The organism is Weizmannia sp. FSL W8-0401, from assembly GCF_038009125.1.
GTDB lineage: Bacteria > Bacillota > Bacilli > Bacillales > Bacillaceae_C > Weizmannia > Weizmannia coagulans.
Genome location: NZ_JBBPAG010000001.1, coordinates 335,019 through 361,001 on the forward strand (window position 1 = coordinate 335,019; position 25,983 = coordinate 361,001).

The following is a 25,983-nucleotide window of genomic DNA, read 5'->3' on the forward strand; positions in this document are numbered from 1 at the left end:
AAGGAAATGATGATTATGAAAGTAGCTGCAGTAGGAGATAACTGCGTGGATTTCTATCAAAATATTGGAAAGGCTTTCCCTGGTGGCAATCCTGTTAATGTTGCCGTATACTTAGCCAGGCTGGGGGTAGAGGTATCTTATACAGGTGTGGTTGGTGATGATGAATACGGAAAATTGATGGTGGATGCTTTAAATCATAAAGGCGTTGACACTTCCCATGTCCGCGTCTTGCCAGGAAGAACAGCCATTACATATGTGGAAGTGGTAGATGGTGAAAGAGTTTTGGGAGATTATGATGAAGGCGTCCTCGAACAGTTTAAGCTGAACGATGCGGATATTGATTTTTTAGCGGGGCATGATCTTATTGTTAGCGGTTTATGGTGGAAAATCGAAAATGATTTGGAACATCTTCATTCCCTTGGTAGGCCGATCGCCTTTGATTTTGCGGATAAATTAGATGACCCTGTCATTGAAAAGGCGATCAATCATGTAAATTACGCCTTTTTTGCGTCAGATCAAGGTGAAACCCGAGAACTCCGCGATTTTATGGTGAACATGTATAAAAAAGGTCCGGAGATTGTAACCGTTACTTTAGGAGAAAAAGGCAGTATTTCCTATGACGGAGAAAAATTTATCCGTTGCGGGATCATTCCCTGTAATGTAATAGATACAATGGGAGCGGGCGATAGTTTTATTGCCGGATTTTTAAAAGGGATACTGGAAGAAAAAGATGTAAAAGAGTGTATGCATATGGGGGCGCTTAACAGCAGTGTGACGATTCAATACAAAGGTGCCTGGTAACGAGAGCCCCTACTATTAATTGGAAGAGGTGGTTTTTCATGCCTTCTTACGAGCAAACGGATAAGCCGATGCCGATATATTTGCAATTGAGGGGCTTATTCGGCAAAAATTGAGGGAAATTACGGTAATTCTGGTAGGTCTTTTCACCAGGCGCCGTTGTCTAAATACCTTTTCATGCCGGTCTGTTCCCGGCATCTCCTCAATGATCCGCATTTCTTCCATTTGTGAACCATCCGCGTTATACTGGCTTTTCCACTTCATAATACTTTGGAATTTCCACAAGCGTGCAAACCCGGAATTATATACATAAAAAATGACTTTTCATAAAGAGCAAGACAATCATATTGCCCCAGCAGCTTGTTGAATGCAGTAATCAGTGGACGGTACAATCTACTATAGCGGTAAAAAACTTGTATACTTGTATATAGGATAGCCTCCAAAAAGCATCCATTTAGGCAGTCAATAAAATACAACAAAGTTTCTGCCATAAAAACAAACGGCAGAACGCAAGCTATACTACTTCGGTACCCTAAGTAACAATTTGTATTGTAACTATACATGTTTTTTCAATGTCAATGGGCTGGGTGTATTTCAATCGCATTCAAAAAAATTTGCCATATTTTCTAACATCCATGTTTTCATAATGAAAAAAATAGTGTATATTTTTAATATATTTAACTTTTATTAAAGTGATTAAAAAGGAGTGAACTGATGAACCGTGGTGTCACATAATCTGTTATCCGACGAACACGATGAAGCATTAATTTCTGTTTCCAGTATTTCGGATCGAATCAAAGTGGTTCCATATTATTACCTTCATCATGTTCCTGGAACCCGGAATGACTGCTATCTACGGGAAGGTGTTGTCGAACGACTGCTTAAAGCCGTCAACTATATTCCATCTGCATACCATATCGTTGTCCTCGATGGGTGGAGGTCGTTCCAAACGCAACAGGCTCTGTATGACGCATATAAAAAAGTGTTCAGAAACAAATACACCTCAGAACAAGCAACAGCGGAGCAACTGGCCCGCTTTGTTGCCACACCATCGAAAGATCCTCATCAGCCGGCTCCGCACTACACTGGAGGCGCAGTTGACCTGACACTGGCAGACGAAAATGGCTGGCTTAATATGGGCACAGATTTTGATGAATTTACCGAAAAAGCCCACTCACTCTTTTATGAAAAGAAAAAATTCTTAACCACAGAAGAAAAAGTCATCCGCAACAACCGTAAACTGCTAAGAACAAGCATGCTGGAAGCCGGTTTCCGGTCAAACCCGGATGAGTGGTGGCATTTTGATTATGGAAATGCGCTTTGGGCAAAAGAAAACAATACAATTGCAAAATACAGGGGAATTGAACTAGGCGAGAACAAAGGGAGGAATACCATTTGAGAAAGATTAGCTCATTTTTTTTGGTGATTTGTTTGATGTTAATTGCAACCGCTTGCGCCCAAAATGCCAATGCTCCATCAAAGAAAGCGGGTTCGAATACCTCTTCCAGCAATACTGCAAAAAACAAACTTACTGTTGCCATTCCGGCAGATGTCGGCACTATTGATCCAGCCGTGACAATGGACAATTCATCATGGAAAATCATCTATCCTACATATGAACGGCTAGTGGATTACGACGGCGCCACCACAAATATAAAACCGGGACTGGCTAAAAAATGGACAGTTAGCAAGGACGGAAAAACATGGACATTTACCTTAGAGAAAGGGCATAAGTTTGCGGACGGCACCGCTGTAGATGCTCAAGCTGTCAAAGCAAGTTTTGAACGAACCTTAAAAATTAAAAATGGTCCTGCTGGTATATTCAGCATGGTCTCCAACATTACAGCAAAAAATCCGACTACCGTGACTTTTACGCTTTCCGAGAATTTCCCGCCATTCCTTTCAACATTGGCGACCAATTACGGGAATATCGTCAGCCCGAAAGTCATGGAGTATGAAAAGAACGGCGACTTGGGCCAGAATTATTTGGCAAACCACACGATGGGAAGCGGCCCTTATCAGTTGGAATCATGGAAAAAAGGCGACTCGATCAAACTCGGCTTAAATCCGAATTCAAAAGTGAAACCGGCTTTTAAAACTGTCGTCTTTAAAATCGTAGGCGATTCATCGGTTCAGCGGCTGAAGTTAGAAAAAGGGGAAATTGATATTGCAGAGGGTATTCCCGTTGATCAGATCAAAGATGTCAAAAGCTTTAGTAATGTCCAATTGATCCAGAAACCGAGCCTCATGACAGACTATGTTTATATCAATACGAGCAAAAGCAACCCAGTGCTGCAAAATAAAAAAGTACGACAGGCATTAAATGAAGGAATTGACTATGATGCGCTGATTGATGCAGTTCAACTAGGCTATGCAACCAAAACTCACGGTCCTGTTCCAGAAGGCGTTTGGGGGCATGACAACAGCGTAAAACAGTACAAACACAACATAAAAGAAGCAAAAGCAATGCTGAAGGAAGCCGGCGTGAAAAACCTATCCCTTGATTTACTCTATTCGGATAACAAAACTTGGTGGAAAACAGAAGCTTTAACAATCCAATCCAACCTAGCTGATATTGGCGTCAAAGTGAAACTGAAAAGCGTCGCTTATGCCACTTCCCGTGACATGATTGATAAAGGAGACTTTGATCTGGCACTTGGCGTTTGGAGCCCTGACTTCGGTGACCCATACGGCATCATGAATTACTGGTACGACTCGAAAAACTTCGGTCTGGCCGGAAACCGTGCTTTCTATAAAAACAGCAAAGTAGACCAGCTTTTACAAGAAGCCGCAACCAACAACAACAAAAAGAAACGAACAGCCCTTTACAAACAAATTCAGGATATTGTCATGGACGATGCGCCATATATTCTGCTCTACCAAAAAAACTATATTTTGCCGATCAACAAAAGTGTCAAAGGTTTTGTCTATAATCCGATGCTAGATGGAATCTACAACCTCGCCGAAATGTCTAAATAATTAATTGGAGTGACGAACCTTGCAGAAAATCATTTTGAAACGACTCGGATTTCTTGTATTTGTTGTATTCGGCGTCACGCTTATAACGTTTATTTTATCCCATATTATTCCCGGCGATCCTGCCAGTATGATGGCAGGACAGCGGGCTAGTAAAGAGACGGTTCAATCCCTCCGCGAACAGTTAGGACTGGATCAGCCGCTCTGGGTGCAATATATCGACTATATCCGTCAACTGGCTACCGGTGATTTTGGGACATCGATCCGAACACACCAGCCTGTATTAGATGATTTACTTACGTATTTTCCAGCAACATTAGAACTGGCAGTTGTAGCGTTTGCAATCGCCATTCTCTTCGGTATTCCGCTTGGCGTTTTGTCTGCCTTAAAAAAGAATACATTTTGGGACCATTTCAGCCGTGTTTTTTCAATCAGCGGCGTTTCCATTCCTGTCTTTTGGAGTGGATTGGTCGTCATCTTGATTTTTTACGGCTATTTGGGTTGGTTTCCGGCAAACGGACGCATTGATGACAATATTAACCCGCCGACACATGTGACTGGCTTTTATATTCTAGATAGCATTTTAACCGGTGATCCCATTGCTCTATCCAGCAGTTTAAAACATATTTTCTTGCCGGCACTTGTCCTGTCCTTTGCCCAGCTAGCAATTATTACAAGGCAGGTGCGGGCAAGCATGCTTGAGGTGATGAGCCAGGAATACATTCGCACAGCTATCGCAAACGGCATTCACGGCCGGCTGCTCATCATCTCCTATGCGCTACGGAATGCATTGATCCCAACTATTACCGTCATTGGAACATCATTTGGCTCGCTCCTAGGGGGCGCTGTTGTAACTGAAACAGTATTCGGATGGCCGGGAATGGGAAAATTTGTAGTCGATTCGATTGCATATCTAGATTTCCCGGCAATTATGGGATTTACTATTCTTATCAGCGTTGGATATGTACTGATTAATCTCATTGTCGATTTATTATATGGCTTGTTGAATCCGCAAATCAGAGAATAGGAGGAAAATTGATGGCAATTGTTGCTTACCGTGAAAAAACGCAAACCTTAAAAGAAAACCCCTTTTGGTATAAATTAAAACAAAATAAGTTGACATTGATAGGGATTGTGATTTTGGGACTGATTGTCTTACTCACGCTTCTAGTCCCGCTTTTGACCCAGTACAGCCCAACTAAAATTAATATTGCGGAGAAATTTCAGGCACCGTCCCTTCGTCACTGGTTTGGAACGGATGAAGTGGGCCGAGACATTTTTACTAGAATTCTGTACGGCGCCAGATTATCACTTGGCTTTGGCATACTCGTCATCGTGATCGCCAGCTTCATAGGTGTTGTAATCGGCACAGTTTCCGGCTACTTGGGTGGCTTTTTCGACCAAATCATCATGCGGATCGCCGATATGGTACTTGCTTTTCCTAACTTAATTCTGGCCATGGCGCTGGCTGCCATCTTAGGCCCGAATTTGCAAAATGCGATGCTTGCCGTTGCCATTGTAAAAATTCCAGTTTATATTCGGCTCGCCCGCAGTGAAGCATTGGTCATTAAAGAAAAACTTTTTGTAAAATCCGCCGAAACTTTCGGAATTAGTAAGCCGCGGATTATTCTGAAACACTTTATTCCGAACGCTTTTTCACCGGTTATTATTCAGGCCACCCTAGATGTCGGTGATGCGATTCTATTAATCTCAACGCTCGGATTCCTTGGTCTGGGTGCCCAGCCGCCCGCTCCGGAATGGGGGGCAATGATCAGCGTCGGCTGGCAGTATTTGCTGACTTATTGGTGGTACCCGACTTTCCCGGGGTTAATGTTGTTTTTATCCGCCGGCGCCCTGAATTTAATCGGTGATGGAATCCGTGATGTACTGGATCCAAAATCAGTGAGGTAAGGAGGATTTAGCATGCTACTTGAAGTCAAAAATCTGTATATCGATTTTGAAGGAATGCGTGGCCGTACTGAAGCTATAAAGAATATACATTTCTCGCTTGAAAAAGGAGAAATTCTTGGCATTGTGGGTGAATCCGGATCAGGCAAATCGATTACCGCTTTGTCTATTTTAGGACTGCTTGAAGAAAATGCAATCATTTCAAACGGTGAAATCATCTACAATGGCCGAAATTTGCTTCGACTTCAGAAAAAAGAACGCCAGCTGTTGCGTGGTAGGGAAATCGGTATGGTATTCCAAGAACCAATGACCGCTCTCCACCCGACCATGAAAATTGGAAAACAGCTACAGCACGTGATCCAGCGCCACCGGAACATCCCTGCAAAGGAAGCTAAAGAAGCAGTCCTACAGGCTTTGCAGGAGGTGCATATCGATCAACCAGAGCTGGTGGCAAAAAAATACCCGTTTGAGCTAAGCGGCGGCATGCGTCAGCGGATTGTCATCGCACTTGCTATGTCCGCGCCGCCCCATTTATTGATTGCGGACGAGCCAACGACTGCACTTGATGTCACGATCCAGTATGAAATTTTAAACTTGATTCAAGAATTAAACCGGAAACGCGGGACCTCGGTTTTGCTGATCACCCATGATCTTGGTGTTGTTTCTAAAATTTGTGACAGGACCATAGTAATGTATGCGGGTGAGGTAGTCGAAAGCGGTCCTACCAAGGAAATTTTAAACCGACCGAACCATCCATACACCCAATCGTTACTGGAGGCACTTCCGGATTCGGTTTCGCCCGGCCAGCCTTTAAGGGCAATTGTCGGCGAAACACCAAGCCTACTCCAACGCCCAAACGGGTGCGCGTTTGCTACCCGCTGTAAGTATGCAATGGATATTTGTAGAAACCACCATCCGAAACTTGCAGAAAAAGAGGTTAATCATCAAGCTGCCTGTTGGCTGGAAGGGACTGTCTCTTATGATTGAAATCAAACAAATTCAGAAGATCTACACCAATGGCAAGCATCTGACAAAAGCAGTCGGACCGGTTAATATGGATATCCGCCAAGGAGAAATCCTTGGGCTCGTAGGTGAATCAGGCTCGGGGAAAAGTACGCTTGGTAAAATGCTGATTGGGCTTGAAGCGCCGACCAGTGGAACCATTAATTATCGTGGCAAGCCCCTATGGGAAAAGAAAAAATACAAACGGATCCGCCCGGGCGAGATCCAGTCTGTTTTTCAAGACCCCCAGTCCTCACTTGACCCGCGTATGAGGATTAAAGACATTATTTTAGAACCCCTGCTCGGCCTGCCGGGTAGTGAGAGAAAAGAGAAAGCCAATCCGGAGCGCTTAAGGAAACTTATCCACCGTGTTGGTTTAAAGGAAGAACATCTTAGCAGGCTCCCACATGAATTCAGCGGCGGACAGCGGCAAAGGATCGCGATTGCACGGGCTTTGGTTACCGAACCTACTTTTCTAGTGCTGGATGAACCGACGTCTGCACTTGATGTTTCAATTCAGGCGCAAATTTTAAACTTGTTAAAAGAACTGCAGCAAGAAAGGCAACTCACCTATTTGTTTATTTCCCATAACATGTCTGTCATCCGCTATATGTGCGAACGGGTCGCTGTTATGTATAAAGGGGATATCGTGGAAATCGGCATCACCAAGGAAATTTTTGAAAATCCACAGCATCCATATTCGAAAAAATTATTATCCTCGGTATTAAGTGTAAATGGACGGGAAAATCGCAGCTATGCTGAAATATTATAAACACAAGCATGGTGAAATTCTTTTTGATGTAGGATTGTTGGGCGTCCTTGGATTGAAAGTCCTACGGTGTGATGTCAAGGGTTAAAAACAAGTGAATTGGAAATTTTGTTGGCTCTATGTCGTAAAAATGGCAATACTGAACTAAGCCTCCAGATAATTGGAATAATCTGGAAGTTTTCAAGTTCAGGCTATCGATGATGGTTACCTGGTTACCTCATCGCGTCACCTTCTTTTTCGGCGCATAAATTTGATCGTTGCGGAGCAGCGCATCGATCAGGCGCACCAGTTTTCTTGCCGTTAAGACGAGGGCGCGTTTGTGTGAGTGCTTATGCACCTCACGATATTTCTTTTGGTAAAAGGCGCGGTACTCAGGTTCGTGTCGCCGGACCAGATTGGCAGCCTCAACCAGGTAATACCGGAGATAACGATTGCCTGTACGCGCAAGCATTTTGTCATCAGCCTCAAAATCACCCGATTGGTGGCGGGGCCAGAACAATCCGGCAAATTTTGCGATCGCGGCTTGGTCGTCAAAGCGCTCAATGTCGCCGATTTCAGCGAGAATCCCAGCACAGCTCACCGGGCCTATTCCCGGAATGGTCTGGAGGGTATTCGGGATTCCATCAAGAACGCGGGCAATCGCCTTATCCAAATCCTTGATTTGGCGTTTAAGATGCCGGATGATCTCAATAGAACTGCCCAGGACCAAGTCAATCGAATCCTCCACACATTTAGAAAGCCGGTAAGAGGACCGGGCAGCTTTTTGGATGGATGCGGCCAAATCCTCGGGATCGCTAAAGCGGCCATGGCCTTTGGTCTGGAGATACATCGCTAAGTCCTCCAGAGGCATTTGGGCAATTTCATCGAGGCTATAGGCCTCAAGCAAAAATTCCGTTATGGCATGGCCGAAGACCGGTGTATCCACTTCAAGGTTAAAGGCACTGAATTTGAAAAACAGATGATTCAAAAATACCTGTTGTTCCCGGGTTAAACTTTGAATCAGGTGATAGCGCATCCGTGTTAACCGTTGAAGGGCAAGGTATTGTTCTGACTGAATCACGGATTTCGGCAATCTCCCGAAACGCAAGCGGTCCGCAATTACCCAGGCATCTTTGGGATCGGTCTTGTCCATCTCGGCATAAGCCTTTTTGAAATTTCTCACCAGCTTCGGATTCAGGGTAAACACCTTTGTACGACGCTGTTTCAGCTCGGGATCTTCATGGAAAAACATTGCCGGGTGCCAACTATACACAGATGTGGCCTCCATGGCGATCTGGATGGTGTCATCCGCCTCCGCATGTTGGAGGATGGTGTCTCTTAACTCAGAGGCACCGGGAAGATTGTTTGTCACCGTTTGGGTGGCCAACGTTTCCCCCATTCCATCCATCAGGCAGGCATCGAGGTTTTTGGAGCTCACGTCAATACCGACAAATAAGGGCATATGATTTCCTCCTCTCTGTATTGGGATCGATGGAATCGGACGCTTCGGGATATCCCCAGATGGCTTGCCGATCTGTCAGCCTCGCGTATGAGAACTCATCCGGGCCGTGGGCTGCCTGGAACTGCTCATTTCCAGCACGGAGATCCGGAGGAACGGCCTACGGGTTAGACGTTCAAGCAAGAACCTGGGGATGCAGACTTTTCGAGTAGTCAGGCTACAAGGAGGGGAAGCATTGACCCAAACGATCCTAAGACCATTATCCGGGAACATCGCGAAGCGTCCAAGTCCGAACTTGTATTCCGGGCTCGCCCGGAATACAAAATCTTATATTCACTTGTCAATGAGCAGCTCACTTGTCAATGAGCAGCAGAATGAACTGGAAATTGACATCCACTTTGGATTTAAACTTATTATACGAGGAGGGGTAACTTGTTTAATGGAGAAAAAATTCGGCAAGTTAGGAAGGAAAAAGGCCTCACACTTCAGGAACTTGCGCGGCAGACAGGATTGAGCTCTAGTCTGATTTCCCAAATCGAGCGACAGCGGGTCGATCCAACTGTCAGTACCTTTTGGAAAATATGCTCTTCCCTCAATATTCCGTTCAATTTCTTTTTTGAGGGTGGGAGTGAAGAAAACTATGTTGTCAGAAAAAATGAGAGAAGAATTGTGGAGCTGGCCGGTGCAAACGTCAAGTATCATGATCTCACACCACCGAATAAATCAGGGACGACAGACTTTATTTTAGTGGAAATCCAGCCTGGCAACATAACAGAACCCGAGTTAGTTTCGCATGCAGGAGAAGAATGCGGTTATATTTTAAAGGGCACCTTAAAAGTATTCCTGGGGGACAAGGAATTCTTTTTAAGCGAAGGAGACAGTATCTGTTTTCCCAGCACAACACCACACCGCTACATAAATACAGGGAGTGAAATCTCTATTTCGCTGTGGGCGATGAATTCGAAGTAATTTAAAAAAACGGGGGATGTATCATTTCTAAAATTCGCTCCCCCTTCCCCCAAAAGCCACATTCACCATGGATAATCGTTGTATCACATAACGAAATCTCAGCATCTTTTTGTTTAATTAATAACCCAATTTCCATATAGCCCAAAATTGTGCCTTCCGTCCTTGTAGGCTTTAGATTAATTAACCTGACTCCATGACGAAATTTAACTTAACGCCAAACCATTCCATAAATCTAGTATAACGGGGATATCTAACAAATTTAACCCAGTCAACATTCAGGTGATCTAATGAAAAAAAGTTTATGATAGAACCCACGAAAGAATAGATTGTTGTCCAGGTGGTTTAGCGATAGTAGGAAATTTACTAAATCATACGAATTTAGCTTCCAGGTTAAATACCTATAAATTCCCGAATATTTTTCGAAATATTGCAGCTCCAATTGCAATGTAGCCAAATCTTATATTGGCTTGCTTTGCCAAGGGAAAAGTAATTTTGGGAATGTTGAAATTTTCTGTTGAAGTTCTTTTTTTGCATTGACTGTGGATATCCGAAGGGTTCTTTCCTAACCCTCGAATAAAATTTTTCAAATGCGTTTCCGGCGATATGTGTCAAGTTTTTCTCGATAGGGTTTAAATATCGGGTATTCCAAGACACTCTTTTTGTACACTTTGACTACCACGCTTTCCGTGCTTTCCTGGGCAAGCGGAGAATGTGCTTAAGATATTTGAAACAACCTCTGTTTACCTAGGAGCCTCTGCCAAAATAAAAATATACCCTTGAGCGAGGCTCTGGAAAATTAATTATCCCGATTTTTTTTTGCCTTTTCATCCAGATTTTCAATTTACATCCAGATTTTTAATTCAATAGAAGTAAAACGGTCATTTTTCTTCAAAAAAAGGGCATACGTATCCCGCCTTCACAAAATGGTTTTTTTCACTACCCTTTGTGGAAAGAAAACGTTCATTTGAGTTATTCACATATCCACCTGTGAATAACTTAATTTGCTCTTTGCAGTCGATTGCGTGTCCATCCACAATTGGCCTTTCCAGTCTGATGGTACGCCATATTTGCCATGATATGCATAGATATCATGCATCGATCTACATGAGCTTCAACTGCCTGTTTCCCACGCTTGTGAACACGACGGAGACTGTATCCGTCTTTTAGAATGCCAAAGATTCGTTCGATGATCGTTCTGGCACTATATAACACTTCAAATGTGCGCCCATGTTGCGGCAACTCGACATCTACTTGAGGCGTTTGATCAAAGTCCATCCTAAATACTCTTCCTTGTGCTGCCCCATTACAACATTCCGCGTGATTCGCTAGCGGGCAGGTGAGACCTTCTTGCTTGGCATTTGGATGAAATACAGGACAAGTGTAAATATATTGCCCCTTTTCCCGATCAGATCCTCTAAGTTCCATTTTATGTCCACTGATACAGATGGGAGTGCCGTACCGGTTGATTTTTTCAATCCCTCGGGCGGTAGTTGGTTTATCTTTACGGTTCCGTGGATTGATCGGTGCCACCAATTTCGCCTGTAATACATCCTTTGTCACTTTTTGATTTTCCGGCGTTTGGTAGATTCCATCTGCCAGGATAAAGCTCAACTGCTCAGCCATCTCGGGGTGCTCTGCCTTAAACGTTTCCAATGTCGGTTCTAATGTTTTCCCATCGGGTGTATTTCCTTTAAATACTTCCCGCGTCAAAGGCAAACCGGATTTCACCCCGCATACCATTGATAATTTATGCGCAATATAGGAGACTGCATTACTTTTACGCATTACCCCTACATTGTCGTCCGTAAGGACTCTGGGGCAATCGCAATTACCCTCACAAGAACACGTCTTCCTTGTTTTATTCAAGGTTGCTTCTGCCTCTATATGCGATGTATCCACGGCGGCTGCTTCCTCATTCGTTTCAACCACGCCTTCCCCTTTATTATATTCAACAACCAATAGCCGGGCTTTTTCCCAAAGACCATTTGTTGTCATGATTTGATCAAAACGAGCAAAGGAACGATAGCTCGGAATTTTCTCCGTAAATCCACACATGGTGGCAAATAGCGGGTTTGATTTCACTTGCAAATAGACACTCTCCACCATCACTTCAATATACTGTAAAGAGGCCAGTTCAAAAGCACGAAAAAAGGGCATGAAAGGATGCGGTTTTCTCCCAGTGGAAGGGAGATGAAATAATGAAGACGCAGACTTGTCTTCTTCCTCCGTTATTGAAAATAGTGCCGGTTGTATTTCATTAGAAGGATCATGTGCTCTTTCATTTTTTAGGTGCAAATATAAAAGGGTGTAGTATTCTCGTTCAATCGGCTTAAAAATCTCCCATGGGAAACACATGGCTGGAATGACAAATGGTATATCGGCATAGTCTTGCCAATTGTGGGGAATCAAATTTTGTTGTATTGAAAAGTCTCTGGTTTGTGTTAGAATAGAAATAGTCATGAAATCACTCCCTGGATATTTGGTCGTACTTATATCTTAACAAAGGAGTGGCTTTCATGGCTCTTTTTTTTTCAAAAAAAATCATCCTTTTCCGTTTTACAATATTTACCACAGGAATGAGTAGCTTAATCTATTGAAACCCGCCTAAAACCGACCAAAGTGGAAAAATTTAGACACTTATAATAAATAAATTTACCCCATTAAAATCAAAAACTCACAATTTCTTTTTACATTTGTCATAATGTTCCTACAAACGTCTTTTTTCTTTAGTGGAATAAATCAACGACCTTTAATTGTCTGACTGCTTACAGTTTCAGGGGATATAGCATTTTGGCAAGGGTTCTAAATGAAAAATTTGCCGTTTCATTTTCCAAATATTTCATTAACTAAAACTTGAAAGTAAAAAAAGTGCACTAATCCCTTGGCAGTTCTACAGTTTCTTCGGATAATTTAGGGTTAAGATGCTTTCACTAGATGCTTCTGGTAGCTGACAGGCAACTTTTCCAGAAAATGCTCAATAATGGTCTCTAGTACTTTCTCTGAAAGGACATACTCGTCCTTAAAAGCTTCTTTGAATAAATCAATCAATTGCTGAATCGCTTCTGCAAAAGTGATGTCAGAAAGTTCATCGACCATGAGATAAAACAACTCACCTAGGGTTCTATCATCTTCCTGTTCACGATGCTGAACCGCAAGGATTGAGTAACCTATTGCGACAAGAGCAGTGTGCGCAAAAATTCCGTCATAAGACAAGCCTTGATATTTTGCCAGGCGAAGGTACTGTTTGCACATCTTGAAGTACATCTCAATCGACCAACGTTTTCCGTAAAGCTGGATCACTTCGTCTTCAGAGAGCCGGGTATCCGTTGTCGCTAAGACAAGGTAATCATTGCGTTTATTGCGGTTGCGGACATAAACGAGTTTGACTGGTAAAGCCTTTCCCTCAACGACTGCCTCAACGAGGACTGACAGAAGATAGCGTGAACGTCCACGACGTTTCTTTTGGGTGTTGAAGATCGTTTTCACATCCATCATTTCACCGTTGAACCGGTAATAAACTTTCTTGGAACGTTTCACCATAGCGACGGTATGAAGTCCCAGTTCACGCAATTGATGAAACATCTTAGGGCTAGAGAACCAGGAATCAAACAAGACGTAGGAAGCATAAACACCTCGAGACAGGGCTGATGAAATCAATTCCCTTACCACATCGGTTGCTTTGCGCTGTGCCTGAATCTTTCGCTTACCTGAACGTGTACGGCCATCGATGGATTTCGCTCCGCACACTTGATTCTGACCGGAAAGCAAAGAAAAGTTGACAGGCAAGAAGGTATTGCCATCACTCCAACCCAGTTGAAGAAACCGAAAGCCGCGGGTATGTTGGTGTTTTGCATGGTCGTATTGGAACGCCGCCAGTTCAACGTGCTTCGCATTGACTCGTTCATACATGGAATCATCAACAATGAACACCTTCCGACGCGTTGACTCGGTCAAAGGTTCGATGAAGGTGATGACATGGCGACAGACCAGGATCAGGAACTTTTGCCAATTGACTTTGCCATTATTAAGGAAATTGCGGAAGGTCTTATCCGAGAATCCAAGCTGATCTTGATGCTTCAAATAATCACGATACGCAGATCGGTTTGAGAAGAGCGTGCTGATAAGATAACAGAACAGGGTTTGAAATGAAACGCCTTTTGTCTTCACTGCGTTTGAAACTCTCGCAATTTGAGATAAACGAAAACGTGCAAAAAATGCTTGGACCGAAGATAAAATTCCAAGAGATTGATGGTCGTTTTGTGTTATAATTTTCATAGCATGAACACTCCTCGATTAATTGGGATTCAACACTTCAATTATACCGAGTTTTGAGTGTTCATGCTTTTATTTTTGCTTTAAACCCTTGTAGATCAAGGGGTGAGAATAGATTTCGGTGTTTCAAGTTTTAGTCATTAAGTCTTCTTTTAGTCCCATCTTTCCACCTCCAAATGGTACTTAGGGCTTGCTGAATAAGCAAAAGTTCCAGATTTGACAAGGATTTTGGCTGTATTTGTCGAATATAAAGTGTAAGGATTTCATAGGAAACACGTAAAAAACCTTGCACTTGGAGACCGTTACGATGTACAAAAAGACCGAACATCAATTAACTTTTGTAGATGATTTTTTTCTACCATTCGGTGGAAAATTAAATAAAGAAAATCGCTGGGTCCGTCTTGCTGAATTAATCCCGTGGTGGAAGGCTGAAGAAAAGTATGCCAAGTCCTTCAAGAAAAAATTCAAAGGCGAAAAGGCTTATTCTGTTAGAATCGCTCTTGGAGCTCTCTATATCAAAGAACGGCTTGGGCTATCTGACCGAGAAACAGTCGAACAGATCACAGAAACCCGTATCTTCAGTATTTTATCGGCTTGCCTGAATTCCAGGAAAAAGCCCCATTCGACCATTCTCTGATGACTCGTTTTAGAAAACGTTTGGGCGCAAATATCATCAACGAACTGAATGAATGGATCGTTCTGGAAGAACAAAAACGCCAATTGGAAGAGGAAAATAACAACGATGATGATCCTCACGATGACACTGATGATGACGATCATGGTAGTGATGATCATCAAACTTCCGATCCTGCTTCAGAAGAGAAATCAACTGAATCGGTTTCTCCCAGAACGCAGAACAAAGGAAAACTCATTCTGGACGCAACCTGTGCACCGGCTGATATTGCTTACCCTACAGACTTTGGGCTGTTGAACGAAGCTCGTGAGAAATTGGAACATATCATTGATGTCTTGCATGAACCACACAAAGGGAAATTACGTAAGCCACGGACCTACAAGAAAAGAGCCCGCAAGGACTATCTTTCTGTCGCTAAGCAACGCAAAGCTGGCGCCCGGAAAATCCGGAAAGCTGTCGGCAAGCAGCTTGGGTATGTGAAACGGGATCTGAAAATCATTGAAAATCTTCTTACCCAAAGCTCCCTGTCTCTTTTGAGCAAAGATGAATATCGGCAACTCCTCTTGATTCATGAACTTTATCGCCAACAGGCAGAAATGTACAAAAAGAAGACACACCGGATTGACCACCGAATTGTGAGCATTTCCCAGCCTCATGTCCGTCCAATTGTGCGGGGCAAGGCAAAAGCGAACGTGGAGTTCGGTTCAAAAGTCGCCATCAGCGTCGTAGATGGCTATGCCTTGATTGAGCACCTCGACTGGGAAAATTACAATGAAGGGACCACTCTTAGGGAACCTGTTGAGCACTACTACAATCGGTTCGGATTTTATCCGGAAGCGATTTTGGCAGATAAAATCTACCGAAACCGTGATAATTTGGCATACTGTAAATCTCTTGGCATTCGTCTGAGTGGGCCAAGGTTAGGACGTCCATCCAAAATGGAAGACAAAACCTTAGAACATGTGGCAAGGCAGGATGCCTCTGAACGTAATGCCGTTGAAGGCAAATTTGGCGAAGGCAAGCGCAAGTATGGGCTAGGCCTTATTCGAGCACGCCTCCAAGAGACCAGCGAAACAGTAGTAGCCCTTCAATTTCTCATACTGAATCTGGAGCGGAAGCTCAGGGTTCTTTTTTTAAAATTTTTGCACAACACTATTTTACATTTTGATAATCGGAATTTGGATTGTTTGTGACCGAATCTGATTCGTTCAGCAAGCCCTACTTACCAATTCATCTTTTTATATGCTGATGTTTCTGAGTATAGTGGGGGGTTATTTGAGCCAGATATTTTGCAACTCATACAATAGTTTTTTGACTTCGCTTTGTTGTCCATCTCCATGCGCCATGGCTCTTCTTAGCCAGTGATATGGGTAAGTGGATTACCTGCTTAACAAATAAACATTGTGTATAGGAATTTAAATTCCTTCTTTTATAAATTTTTTTAATTTTTGATGGTTTGTCCATTGTTTCATTATAGCATATTACCTAAATGCATGACGAAATTTTCACTTAACGCGGTCTTGGAGATTTAGACCGTCTCCTCCCTATGCTGGACTACTTGCCTGGTGAAGCGTTAATGTAGAGCCTTGAAAAGAAATGGGGAAGGGCAGTAATAATTACCCCGTTCATGCAATGTGGAATCCCATACTGGCAGGATAGTGTTCAAACATGAAAGCATTGAGAAATTACGCCGGGAGCTCTCCAGTAATGGCCAATTAAGGGAAATGTTGCGACTTTGAAGGCCAGGTACCGCCTTCATATGCCTATACACGACACGGTTTCTAAAGTTCTTAATCAGTCACGAAGAAATGATTGAAAAGGTGTTTGAGATTTTGGTAGAACAGCTCTTTGAGGGGTTTCCTCATTTTGGTAAACATTTTGCAATCGACAGCAAGCGATCCCATCGTTTTCCAAGCATCTAGCATCGGAACAAAAATAAAGCCGAGGACAGACGTCGGGGTCTGGAAGCAAATAAATGCAGAAGACTTACAGTGATGTGACAAAAGAAGGCAAGCTGTGGCAAAAAATTGTGAAATGGTTTGGCTTATAGCTACATCTGATGGTGGACACAACTACGAATTACCGGTAACATTCGAAATTGCAAAAGCGTCGGCTTCAGACATTCGGAAGGACATGAAATTTTAAAGCAAATGAAAAAGAAGCATCCAAGGCATCTGGAATTAGCAGAAACGATGGTGGGAGACCGGGGTTATGATGACATGAATCTAATTGTCCAACTCTGGGATTAGCACAAGATTAAGCCCATCATTGATATCCGTAATATGTGGAAAGACTCCGACAAAATACGATTACTTTCGGGTAAGGAAAATGTGGTCTAAGAGTTCCTGATTAGCTTCGTAGCTTGTACACTCAAATAGCAGGACTGCTATTTCCGAATCAATTCCAAGCATATTTGTCTCTTGCGGTTTCATTTTTGCAAGTTTGAACGTCTGCCATAAAATTGATAGGCTTTAATGAAAATACATTTAGACCAATTCCTTCAAGCTTTGGCGCGATATACTTCGGGATTATGATTTCTTCAAGTGATATGGATTCATGATCCGCATAGCAAATCCTTTTCACGTAATACATTTCACCAATCATAAAAAGTACCTTATTTTTTGCAGATTCAAATTGCAAAAAGATATACTCAACTTTGCTGCAATTTGAAATTATAATAAAAGAGTGAAAGGGGTTACAATCCATGAAAGAAAGGACACAGAAATTATTCGCCAGACTTTTATCGGTAAATACCTATCTGACTTTTGAGGATTTAAGTAAAGAATTTCATATTAGTGAGCGCACTCTGCGGAACGAATTGGTTCCCATCAACAGGTACTTGGTTGAAAATCATTACCCATGTGTTACTAACACTAGAGGCAAAGGATTGAAATTATCACTGTCAGATCATGAACGTAAACAATTATTGGATCAGGTTTGTTCTGTTAGGAAGGAGGACTATTATCGACCAAATGAACGATTTTTGACTTTGCTGCTAGAAATCGCAGATCCCGCAAAAACAACTTGGTTATACGAAATGGAAGAGCAGCTGCAGGTTTCAAAAAGCACGTTGGATGAAGATATGCGCAAGCTACGTCGGTTCCTAAAGGATTATGGAGCAACTGTTATTAGCTTACCAAAACAAGGAATTGTATTACAAGGCCATGAACGCTCGATAAGATCTATGTTATATGATGTAATGAATAGCATGACAGACATTGACCGTTTGATGATGCTTGAAGATGCAAATGAAGTGTTATCCTATGTAGATAAACTAGTGCTGGACTACTTGGACATAGCTGTATTAGAGACTATTAGCAATCAGTACGATGAAGTATTAAAAAGGTCCAGAATCGATATTAATCATGTTTATCGCAGCCAGGTTATTTTATTTTTGGGTATATGGATCAGGCGAATGCAAGAAGGATGTACCATTAGTGAATTAACAAAAGTTAAAGCAGAAATAAATGAAAGCCCTATAAGAAGTTTCGTGGATTCAATATGTAGAGAGTTTAATTTATATCCCTCTTTAAATGAAATGAAATACGTCACTTTCATAATTGAGTCATTTAATCCAAAAGATATGAATAATTCATTTGACTGGGTCACCGCCCAGTTATTGACCATCCAATTAATAGAGCATGTAGAGAAAGTAACCAGAATTCCTTTTTCCCGTGAACAAGAAGATTTATATGAAGGCTTATATAAACATATAACAGGATTATTAACGAGAGCGAAGCAAGATGTCCAAGTATTTAACCCGTTGAAAAATACCATTAGAGAGTCTTATTCAAATATTTACAATGCAGTGACATGTTTCAGCAAGCAAATTGAGTTTTATATAAAGAAGCCGCTATCAGAAGATGAAATAGGGTTTTTGACAATTTACTTTTCTACTTCCCAATGCCGGATAAAACAGGAAGAACAGTTTGTTTATCAAGCGGTTGTATTGTGTAATCATGGGGTTTCTACCGGAAAGTTGCTGGCTGCAAATCTGAAAGAGCTGTTCAATATTGAAATTGTGGCGGTTTTGAGCTCATATGAATTGGACTTTATTGACAAACTGGATGTGGATTTAATTTTCACCACAATTCCTATTGAATATTCGAAAAAACCGGTCTTACTGTTGAATCCGATTCTAAGAGAAAGCGACAAAAAAGAAATCAAAGTATTTTTGCAAAAAAATAAGGAGAAGAGAAGAACCAAGTCGAATGAGTTGGATGCCACAAAGCTGCTACAAGACGTTCTGAGATTGATTGAAATGAGCGGCGGTAAAGTAACAAAGGAAATTTACAAGAAGGTAGAAGATACATTTAAGGAACACAACTTGAAATATAATACAAGGGAGATTCAGCCGATGTTACAGGATATTTTAAAGAACTCCTATATTTTGTTAAACCAAGAATGTCAAGACTGGAAAGAAGCCATCACTAAAGTAGCACAAGTTTTAGTAGAGGGGAATGTCATTGAGCGAAGGTATATCAATGCCATGATAAAATCTGTTGAAGATTTTGGCCCCTATATCGTGTTGGGAAAAAATTTAGCGCTGGCACATGCACGGCCAGAGGATGGCGTAAATAAATTAGGAATCAGTGTGATGACGTTAAAGGAACCGGTAGTGTTCGGTAATCCAAATAATGACCCGGTGAAAATTATCTTTTGTTTGGCTGCAGTAGATTCTTACTCACATCTTAATATCATGAAAAGCCTTATTGAGCTAATTAATGATGAAGAAAAGTTAAATCAATTAATGGAAACAAACGATGTAAATACATTTCAGAAGATATTATACGGAAATGAAGTGGTTAAGTGAATAAGGTTGCTGTGGTTACAAGTGGTGGAGATGCTAGTGGTATCAATGCTTTATTTGAAGGAATACTTACAAATGAAAAAATTGATTTATGGGGATTCCATGGTGGGTTTGATGGTATTTGTGTAAGCGTTCCATTTCGCTTAACTGAAAAAGTTGTAAAAGAACATATTAACACAGGAAACGCTTTACTGCGAACTTCAAGATCCACAAGAACCTTTACGCTTGAGGGAAGAAAAGAAATAATCCATAGATTAAAGCAAGAGGGATTTGATACATTAGTGGTTTGTGGCGGCGAGGGCTCAGGTAAAGGTGCAAGCCTTTTATCAAAAGAAGGATTGCACACTTTGTTGGTACCTATGACGATAGATAACAATATTTACGGTACTGATTATACGATTGGTTACCTTACTGCCTGCAATTATATTGCAGATTCAATAAGGAAATTACGCCAAACAGGAATGAACTTGCCAAATCGGATTTTTATGATAGAAACATTTGGCGGCCAATCTGGGCAATTAACACTCGGCGGAGCCATTGCAGGAGGTGCTGATTATGTGTTGATCCCTGAGCTTTCTAATCATATGGAGAAGTTAGTGCAAAGAGCTAAAGCATGTTTAGAAAAGCAAGGACAATTTATAATATTAACTTGTGAGTCCAATACATTAAATGGAGAGTGGATACGCGGCAAACAAGGAGCAAGTTTTGAATTTGGCGGTGTCCTTGAAAAGGCTTTAAATCAGCGTGTGAGATATTCTATATTAGGATATACGCAGCGAGCTGGGGATGCAGTTGCAGAAGAAGTAGTGAATGCAATCAAGATAGGCGTGGCAGCAGCAGATGAAATCGTAAAAGGTACGACAGATACCATGATAGGATTGGTTGATGGAAAACCTAAGCTGGTTCCTTTAGAAGACGTATTTCATAAAACAAAGGAATTAATTGCAACAAATCAATATATTGCAAAAAAGATGAAAATCATTGATTGAGGAGTGAGTGACATGAAAAAATTAAATATTTTATTTGTATGCGGTGCTGGGCTGGGGAGCAGTTTTGCCTGCCAGATGTCTGCGGAAGATGTATTGAACAGGTTAGGCGTGGAAGCGAAATTGGATCATAGTGATATCTCTTCAGCTGCATCAATTAAGCCTGACATTATTATTACCGCCCAAAATTTTCAATCACAGTTTGAAAAATTTTCAATAGACCCTAAACAAACCACCATTGTTTATTTAAAAAATATTGTATCTAAAACAGAGATTGAAGAAAAGCTTGTCCCGGTTTTAAGGGATAAAGGTATTTTGGTTTAAAAATAAAAGATAGCGAGAGACGGAGGGTAAGATGATGTCCATCATCAACTTTATCGTTCAAAATATTTTGACACAAGCTTCGATTACCATCGCATTAATAGCCATGTTGGGATTGATTTTGCAGAAAAAATCCGTTGGACAGGTTATTTCAGGCTCATTAAAAACAATGTTAGGCTTCATGGTTTTATCCGCCGGTTCAAGCATTATCGTCAGCAGTTTGACTTACTTTGGCAAGATTTTTACAAAAGGGTTCCATATGCAAGGCATTGTACCTTCAATAGAAGCCATTAACGGCCAGGCGATGAATCAATTGGGGTTGGGCCGGGATATCGCATTAACTTTCTTGGCAATCTTTATCGTTAATATTATCATTGCACGCTTTACGAAGTGGAAATACATTTTTTTAACCGGTCAGGCAATACTTTGGATGGCTACAATGACAACGGTCTTTGGCTATTTTGCAGGATTACGTGGCTTTGCACTGATTGTAATAGGCGGTATTATTGGCGGCATTTTCGCAGTAGCAATGCCTGCTTTGGCACAGCCGTTTGTTCGGAAAATTACCGGTATGGATGAAATCGCTTTAGGTCACTTCTGTACAATTGGATACTTGTTTGAAGCAGGCGTTGCAAAATTATTTGGTGAAAGAGGAGAAAAGAAAAAGTCAATTGAGGACATACAACTACCAAAGTCATTCGAATTTTTACAGGATACTTATCTATCCGTTATGGTAGTTATGGTTCCACTGTATATTGTTACAGCAGTCTTTGCAGGTGAAAAATTCGGTTCTACATTTTCAGGAAGCACGAACTATATCATGTACGCATTTTTGCAATCTATCCAATTCGTTGTTGGCGTATACGTATTAATGTCAGGGGTACGCTTATTGCTTGGTGAAATTGTTCCAGCCTTTAGAGGGATTGCAATGCGCCTAGTACCGAAAGCGGTGCCTGCGCTGGATTGCCCGGTGTTGTTTCCGTACAGTCCGAACGCTGTTATCTTGGGCTTTATCACAACAACAATTGGTTCCATTATTGCAATGTTTGTCTTGCCGATATTTGGTTTGGCGATGATCTTGCCGGGGATGCTAACAGCCTTTTTTGCAGGCGGTACTGCTGGCATATTTGGAAATGTAGTGGGCGGGCGCCGGGGAGCACTAATCGGTGGTGTACTCCATGGTTTCTTCATAACTTTACTACCGGCCCTGTTAGTAACCATCTTTAATTCTATGGGATTTGTCAATGCAACAGCAACTGATGTAGATACTGTGACAGCCGCATTATTATATGCATGGATTATCAGTCCTATTTTAAAAGCATTTTAAGATGAGGGAGATTAGAAGGAGGTATACAGAATGCTTGGATTTGGCAAAAAAAAAGAAAAGAAACCGGGCAAAGAGTCAATCACTGAACAAGGCAAAGAGTCTGTGTTAACAGATGAACGGAAGCAAGAATTATTGCGTACGATTTCATTGAAAAAAGAAACGGTTGATCAAGCGGCTGAAGAAGAAAAATCAAAGATTTACGAAGAAATTGGATTAGCACTTAATGAATTGGGTGATATAGATCAAGCAATTGATTCACTTGAAAAAAGCATCCAGATAAAAAAATCAGTAGGCGATGGTTATAAAACTTTATTAAGACTTTATAACAAGAAACGTGCACAGGCAGCAAAAGCAAATGATGATGATACTTTGCAAATCTATTTAAAGAAAATGGATGAAATGATGCAAGTCTCTAAAGATGTTACGCGCGGTGTGCGATAAGTCAGGAAAATAACTCATATAAAGGGAGATTGATGATCTATGTATACAACTTTAAAAGAAGTAACACGCAGGGCGGAAGAATTAAATTATACAGTCGGTGCATTTAACACACATAATTTAGAAATGTTACCTGATTTAATACGGGCGGCAAAAGAGCAGGGGGCACCGATTATTATCCAAACAAGTGTAGATACCGCGAAATATATTGGACATGAAAATTTAGTGGCGGTGTGTAAATCAATGGCTACTAAAGAAATGGTGGATGTGGTACTGCATTTGGACCATGCGAAGAATTTTGATGATATTAAGGAAGCTATCGATAAAGGGTATACTTCCGTCATGTTCGATGGTTCCAGTTTACCTTTTAAAGATAATATTATGAAGACATGTGCAGTCGTAGAATATGCACATCAGCGCGGCGTATCAGTAGAAGGTGAACTGGGGACAATCGGGGGTACTGAAGAAGGAATGCATGTAGCTGAGAAAGATAAGATTTATACCAACCCGAAAGATGCTGTAGAATTTGTTAAAGTCACAGGTGTAGACGCGCTGGCAATTGCAATTGGCACCAATCATGGCCAGTATAAATCTAAAACAGAAGTAAATATACCACTATTAAAAGAAATTAATGCAGTAGTAGATACCCCCTTGGTAATACATGGGGGAACAGGGGTCAAGGAAAATGATATCCATGAATTAATTGATAACGGGATCCGCAAATTTAATGTCGGTACTGAGTTACTGGTTGCATGGACGAAAACGGCTAAAGAAACATTTGGAAAAACAAAAGTAAATAAATCATTGCGACACAATATTATTCCGTGCAATTTAGCAGTAAAAGAAGTTGTTAAACATAAAATAGAAATCTTTATGAACAAGGAAGGTAGCTTTATCGGAGTAAACTAAAGCCTAATAAAGAGAGTGCGGGAAATTTCTTGTACTCTCTTTATTTGTTAGATAGCGGGGATAAAAAATGCATAAATTATTAATATTATTAGCCGGTTTACCGGGTACTGGAAAAACTTATTTAAGCAATATTATTCAAGAAAACTTAGGGTCATTCTACATGCTTTCTCAAGATGAAATAAAAGAACATTATTGTGATATATACGGCTATCGTAATTTAGAAGAAAAAAGGGGGATAGAGAGCATAGCATGGGCAAAGTACTATGAAATTATGGAACAACAAATGCAAATTAGCAGCAATATTATTTCCGATTATCCATTCAGCCAAAAACAGAAGACTCCTATCCAGCAGCTGGTTGAGGAATATGATTATAAAGCCATTACGATTCGTTTAATTGCGGACTTAGACGTTTTGTTTGAAAGACAAAAAAAGCGTGATCTTGATCCGTCAAGGCACTTAAGCCATATAGTGACTTGTTATCATAAAGGTGATGAATTAGCGGATCGAACGAACGCTGATAATTTATTGACCTACGAAGAATTTATAAAAAGATGTACGACGAGAGGATACGATACATTTGAATTAGGAAAATTATACGAAGTCGACGTCACTGATTTATCAAAAGTTAACTACACTAAGTTATTAGAGGAGTTGAAGCAATTTGTTAAAAATGCGGGGAAATAAAAAAGACAATCTTGTAATGGGACGTTGCGGGAAATTCGTATAAAGGATTGAAGGTAGACACTATGGCAGATCATAAAATAAGTAGGAAACAGTAGTTCGGTATGATGTATTATGGAAATGATCTTTGATCAAAAGCTATACCATACAATCTGCAGTCGGAAAATCACCTAAAAAACGTACCGTGTCTCGCAATCTTGCAAAAACGCCGGTAGTTATACCGCAACCGACAAAATAAAAGAGACTGTTATGAGCAGCTTCTTTTTTGCATTAAATATCTATGCCTTTGGCCTAGTTACTCTGAATAATATTTTCAATAACGACATTGGTATTGGTACTTTCTACACGGAGTAAACGCCACTTAAAATCTCAATCGTTGTCATATGCAGAGATTCATCGAAGGCAGCGCAGCTGTCTTCTAACAACACAACGGAGTATCCACGGTCTGCCGCATCACGTACAGCTGTATCAACGCATTGATTGGTAACAACACCTACAACGATAAGATTTTCAACTTTTAAGTTGCGAGGATTTGATCAATATGTGTACCATTAAAAACACCTGAGCACGTTTTTTTTCAATACGATCTCGTCTTATTGAAGGACATACACAAAACTGCGAAGCAATTTTCGAAGATCCCGGTGCTGGAATCCTTGAGCCGGGATCTGTGAGGATTTGAGGTGCCAATTGGGCACCTTCTATCCGGTGGTAGCGTCAAAGAGGTTACCCTATTCGATTATTAATAGTCGTTTTTAGAATTTTGCTTTTACCATGAAGCCATCGATATTAATGCTTTGTCCTGTAATATAGCTGGCTCTTTCTGAAGCAAGGAACATGATCGATTTAACCTTTTTTTCCAGTTTTCCGTAACGTTCCATCGGGATATTGGCTTTAGCAAAAAATTCTATTGCTTCTTCCATTGGTTTACCCAGCAGATTTGAAAGCTGTTCACCTAATTGTCCAAGTGCTTCCCATAGAGGTGCGGACAGGACCTGGGCATACAGCACTGACCAAAAAACTGTTTTTTGCCAAGTATGCACTAATTCTTTGGTAATTTATATTTACGACTCTTTATCGTGTCCGTAATCCAGCAATCTGATCGGATGTTTGCCAAATATCGATGAAAGGTTAACGATCTATCTCCAATTTGTTCCTCATGTATGGCACGACTGCTCTTGTCAAGAGGATCACGGCAAACATTATCAAATCAATTGCGGTGGATTACTTCTTCAGGGAGTTCCATTGGGTCACTCATTGTGCCTGTACCCGCATTGTTTACAAGAGTATCGATACTTCCGAATTCTTTTGCAGTATTCGAGATAAAAGCATCTGTTTCTTCCAGATTTGTGACATCCACTTTTTCGGCATATACCTTTACGCCTTTTTCCCACAGTTTAACTACTGTTTTTTCAAGCACCCCCTGCTTAATAACACATAAAGCCAGCTGGTATCTTTCATTAGCCAGTATGCTCTGCGGTTCTTCCTCCATAACATGTGTTGTACCCGTTGCAACGGCAACTCTTCCTTTTAATCCTAAAGCCATGATGATTTCTTCTCTCAAAACGCTTTCTTTTTTTACTTCAATTTGCCGGCTGGTCAAATTGAAAAAGGTAACAAGATTTGTGATTATTTTATGGAAATGCAATTAAATCAAATTATTGGGGCTCAGCGTTCATTAAGCGGATGAAAGCACACGAGAAAAGAAGCCGTATTGAAATGGCCTTTTAATAAAAGAATGAATCAG

21 protein-coding genes and 1 pseudogene are annotated in these 25,983 nt (G+C 41.2%); 16 read left to right on the plus strand and 6 right to left on the minus strand.

The annotated features are described in order from the left end of the window. Window positions 1–6 precede the first annotated feature (6 nt). From frlD to NSU00_RS01715, 7 genes are all read left to right on the plus strand, one after another. On the plus strand, window positions 7–801 hold the full coding sequence (gene frlD, locus NSU00_RS01685; RefSeq protein WP_340703279.1) for a fructoselysine 6-kinase: 795 nt from the start codon (window positions 7–9) through the stop codon (window positions 799–801). Window positions 802–1,519: 718 nt separating this feature from the next. Next, complete coding sequence (locus tag NSU00_RS01690; protein WP_340703280.1) at window positions 1,520–2,197, plus strand: M15 family metallopeptidase; 678 nt, start codon at window positions 1,520–1,522, stop codon at window positions 2,195–2,197. Next, the gene (locus tag NSU00_RS01695) at window positions 2,194–3,777 is read left to right on the plus strand and encodes an ABC transporter substrate-binding protein (RefSeq protein WP_340703281.1); all 1,584 of its coding nucleotides are present in this window, start codon (window positions 2,194–2,196) and stop codon (window positions 3,775–3,777) included. The genes NSU00_RS01690 and NSU00_RS01695 overlap by 4 nt, the downstream gene beginning before the upstream one ends. Before the next feature lie 19 nt (window positions 3,778–3,796). Continuing rightward, window positions 3,797–4,801, plus strand: a complete 1,005-nt coding sequence (locus NSU00_RS01700; protein ID WP_340703282.1) for an ABC transporter permease — start codon at window positions 3,797–3,799, stop codon at window positions 4,799–4,801. A gap of 11 nt (window positions 4,802–4,812) precedes the next feature. Continuing rightward, window positions 4,813–5,685 carry an ABC transporter permease gene (locus NSU00_RS01705; RefSeq protein WP_340703283.1) on the plus strand — a complete coding sequence of 291 codons (873 nt, stop codon included), beginning with the start codon at window positions 4,813–4,815 and terminating at the stop codon, window positions 5,683–5,685. A gap of 12 nt (window positions 5,686–5,697) precedes the next feature. Next, a complete protein-coding gene (locus tag NSU00_RS01710; protein ID WP_340703284.1) occupies window positions 5,698–6,669 on the plus strand; it encodes an ABC transporter ATP-binding protein in 972 nt (323 codons plus the stop codon). Further along, a complete protein-coding gene (locus NSU00_RS01715) occupies window positions 6,662–7,456 on the plus strand; it encodes an ABC transporter ATP-binding protein (protein ID WP_340703285.1) in 795 nt (264 codons plus the stop codon). Before NSU00_RS01710 ends, NSU00_RS01715 begins: the two co-directional genes overlap by 8 nt. Before the next feature lie 214 nt (window positions 7,457–7,670). Here NSU00_RS01715 and NSU00_RS01720 read toward each other — a convergent pair whose 3' ends face one another. Further along, the gene (locus tag NSU00_RS01720; protein ID WP_340703252.1) at window positions 7,671–8,894 is read right to left on the minus strand and encodes an IS110 family transposase; all 1,224 of its coding nucleotides are present in this window, start codon (window positions 8,892–8,894) and stop codon (window positions 7,671–7,673) included. 429 nt (window positions 8,895–9,323) lie between these two features. Between NSU00_RS01720 and NSU00_RS01725 the strand changes: the two genes are divergently transcribed. Then, window positions 9,324–9,860 carry a helix-turn-helix domain-containing protein gene (locus NSU00_RS01725; protein ID WP_340703286.1) on the plus strand — a complete coding sequence of 179 codons (537 nt, stop codon included), beginning with the start codon at window positions 9,324–9,326 and terminating at the stop codon, window positions 9,858–9,860. Between the two features lie 996 nt (window positions 9,861–10,856). On the opposite strand, the gene NSU00_RS01730 is transcribed toward NSU00_RS01725, so the two are convergent. Then, window positions 10,857–12,320: a transposase gene (locus NSU00_RS01730; protein ID WP_340703287.1), complete on the minus strand. Its 1,464-nt coding sequence runs from the start codon at window positions 12,318–12,320 to the stop codon at window positions 10,857–10,859. A 456-nt stretch (window positions 12,321–12,776) separates the two neighbouring features. Then, window positions 12,777–14,135 (minus strand): IS4 family transposase, encoded by a 1,359-nt coding sequence (locus NSU00_RS01735; RefSeq protein WP_046722048.1) that lies wholly within the window; start codon window positions 14,133–14,135, stop codon window positions 12,777–12,779. Between the two features lie 304 nt (window positions 14,136–14,439). Between NSU00_RS01735 and NSU00_RS01740 the strand changes: the two genes are divergently transcribed. From NSU00_RS01740 to NSU00_RS01775, 8 genes are all read left to right on the plus strand, one after another. Then, window positions 14,440–15,959 (plus strand): IS5 family transposase gene (locus NSU00_RS01740; protein WP_340703288.1). Its coding sequence is split into 2 segments (ribosomal slippage): window positions 14,440–14,695 and window positions 14,695–15,959, totalling 1,521 coding nucleotides; the frame shifts between segments, so codons are not numbered across the junction. A gap of 1,511 nt (window positions 15,960–17,470) precedes the next feature. Then, window positions 17,471–19,579, plus strand: a complete 2,109-nt coding sequence (locus NSU00_RS01745; RefSeq protein ID WP_340703289.1) for a BglG family transcription antiterminator — start codon at window positions 17,471–17,473, stop codon at window positions 19,577–19,579. Further along, a complete protein-coding gene (locus NSU00_RS01750; protein WP_340703290.1) occupies window positions 19,576–20,565 on the plus strand; it encodes a 6-phosphofructokinase in 990 nt (329 codons plus the stop codon). The genes NSU00_RS01745 and NSU00_RS01750 overlap by 4 nt, the downstream gene beginning before the upstream one ends. Window positions 20,566–20,577: 12 nt before the next feature. Beyond that, window positions 20,578–20,886, plus strand: a complete 309-nt coding sequence (locus NSU00_RS01755) for a PTS sugar transporter subunit IIB (protein WP_340703291.1) — start codon at window positions 20,578–20,580, stop codon at window positions 20,884–20,886. Between the two features lie 31 nt (window positions 20,887–20,917). Then, window positions 20,918–22,210 (plus strand): PTS sugar transporter subunit IIC, encoded by a 1,293-nt coding sequence (locus tag NSU00_RS01760; protein ID WP_340703292.1) that lies wholly within the window; start codon window positions 20,918–20,920, stop codon window positions 22,208–22,210. Between the two features lie 30 nt (window positions 22,211–22,240). Continuing rightward, complete coding sequence (locus NSU00_RS01765) at window positions 22,241–22,651, plus strand: tetratricopeptide repeat protein (RefSeq protein ID WP_340703293.1); 411 nt, start codon at window positions 22,241–22,243, stop codon at window positions 22,649–22,651. 39 nt (window positions 22,652–22,690) lie between these two features. Then, window positions 22,691–23,557, plus strand: coding sequence for a class II fructose-bisphosphate aldolase (locus NSU00_RS01770; protein WP_340703294.1), 867 nt, complete (start codon window positions 22,691–22,693; stop codon window positions 23,555–23,557). Window positions 23,558–23,624: 67 nt separating this feature from the next. Beyond that, entirely contained in the window at window positions 23,625–24,242 is a 618-nt protein-coding gene (locus NSU00_RS01775) for an AAA family ATPase (RefSeq protein WP_340703295.1), read from the plus strand. Between the two features lie 338 nt (window positions 24,243–24,580). Here NSU00_RS01775 and NSU00_RS16005 read toward each other — a convergent pair. From NSU00_RS16005 to NSU00_RS01785, 3 genes and pseudogenes are all read right to left on the minus strand, one after another. Then, window positions 24,581–24,754, minus strand: a pseudogene (locus tag NSU00_RS16005) (cysteine hydrolase family protein); the annotation flags it as partial. A gap of 237 nt (window positions 24,755–24,991) precedes the next feature. Continuing rightward, on the minus strand, window positions 24,992–25,246 hold the full coding sequence (locus NSU00_RS01780; RefSeq protein WP_340703296.1) for an SDR family oxidoreductase: 255 nt from the start codon (window positions 25,244–25,246) through the stop codon (window positions 24,992–24,994). Window positions 25,247–25,446: 200 nt separating this feature from the next. Further along, window positions 25,447–25,800, minus strand: a complete 354-nt coding sequence (locus NSU00_RS01785) for an SDR family NAD(P)-dependent oxidoreductase (RefSeq protein ID WP_340703297.1) — start codon at window positions 25,798–25,800, stop codon at window positions 25,447–25,449. Window positions 25,801–25,983: the final 183 nt, after the last annotated feature.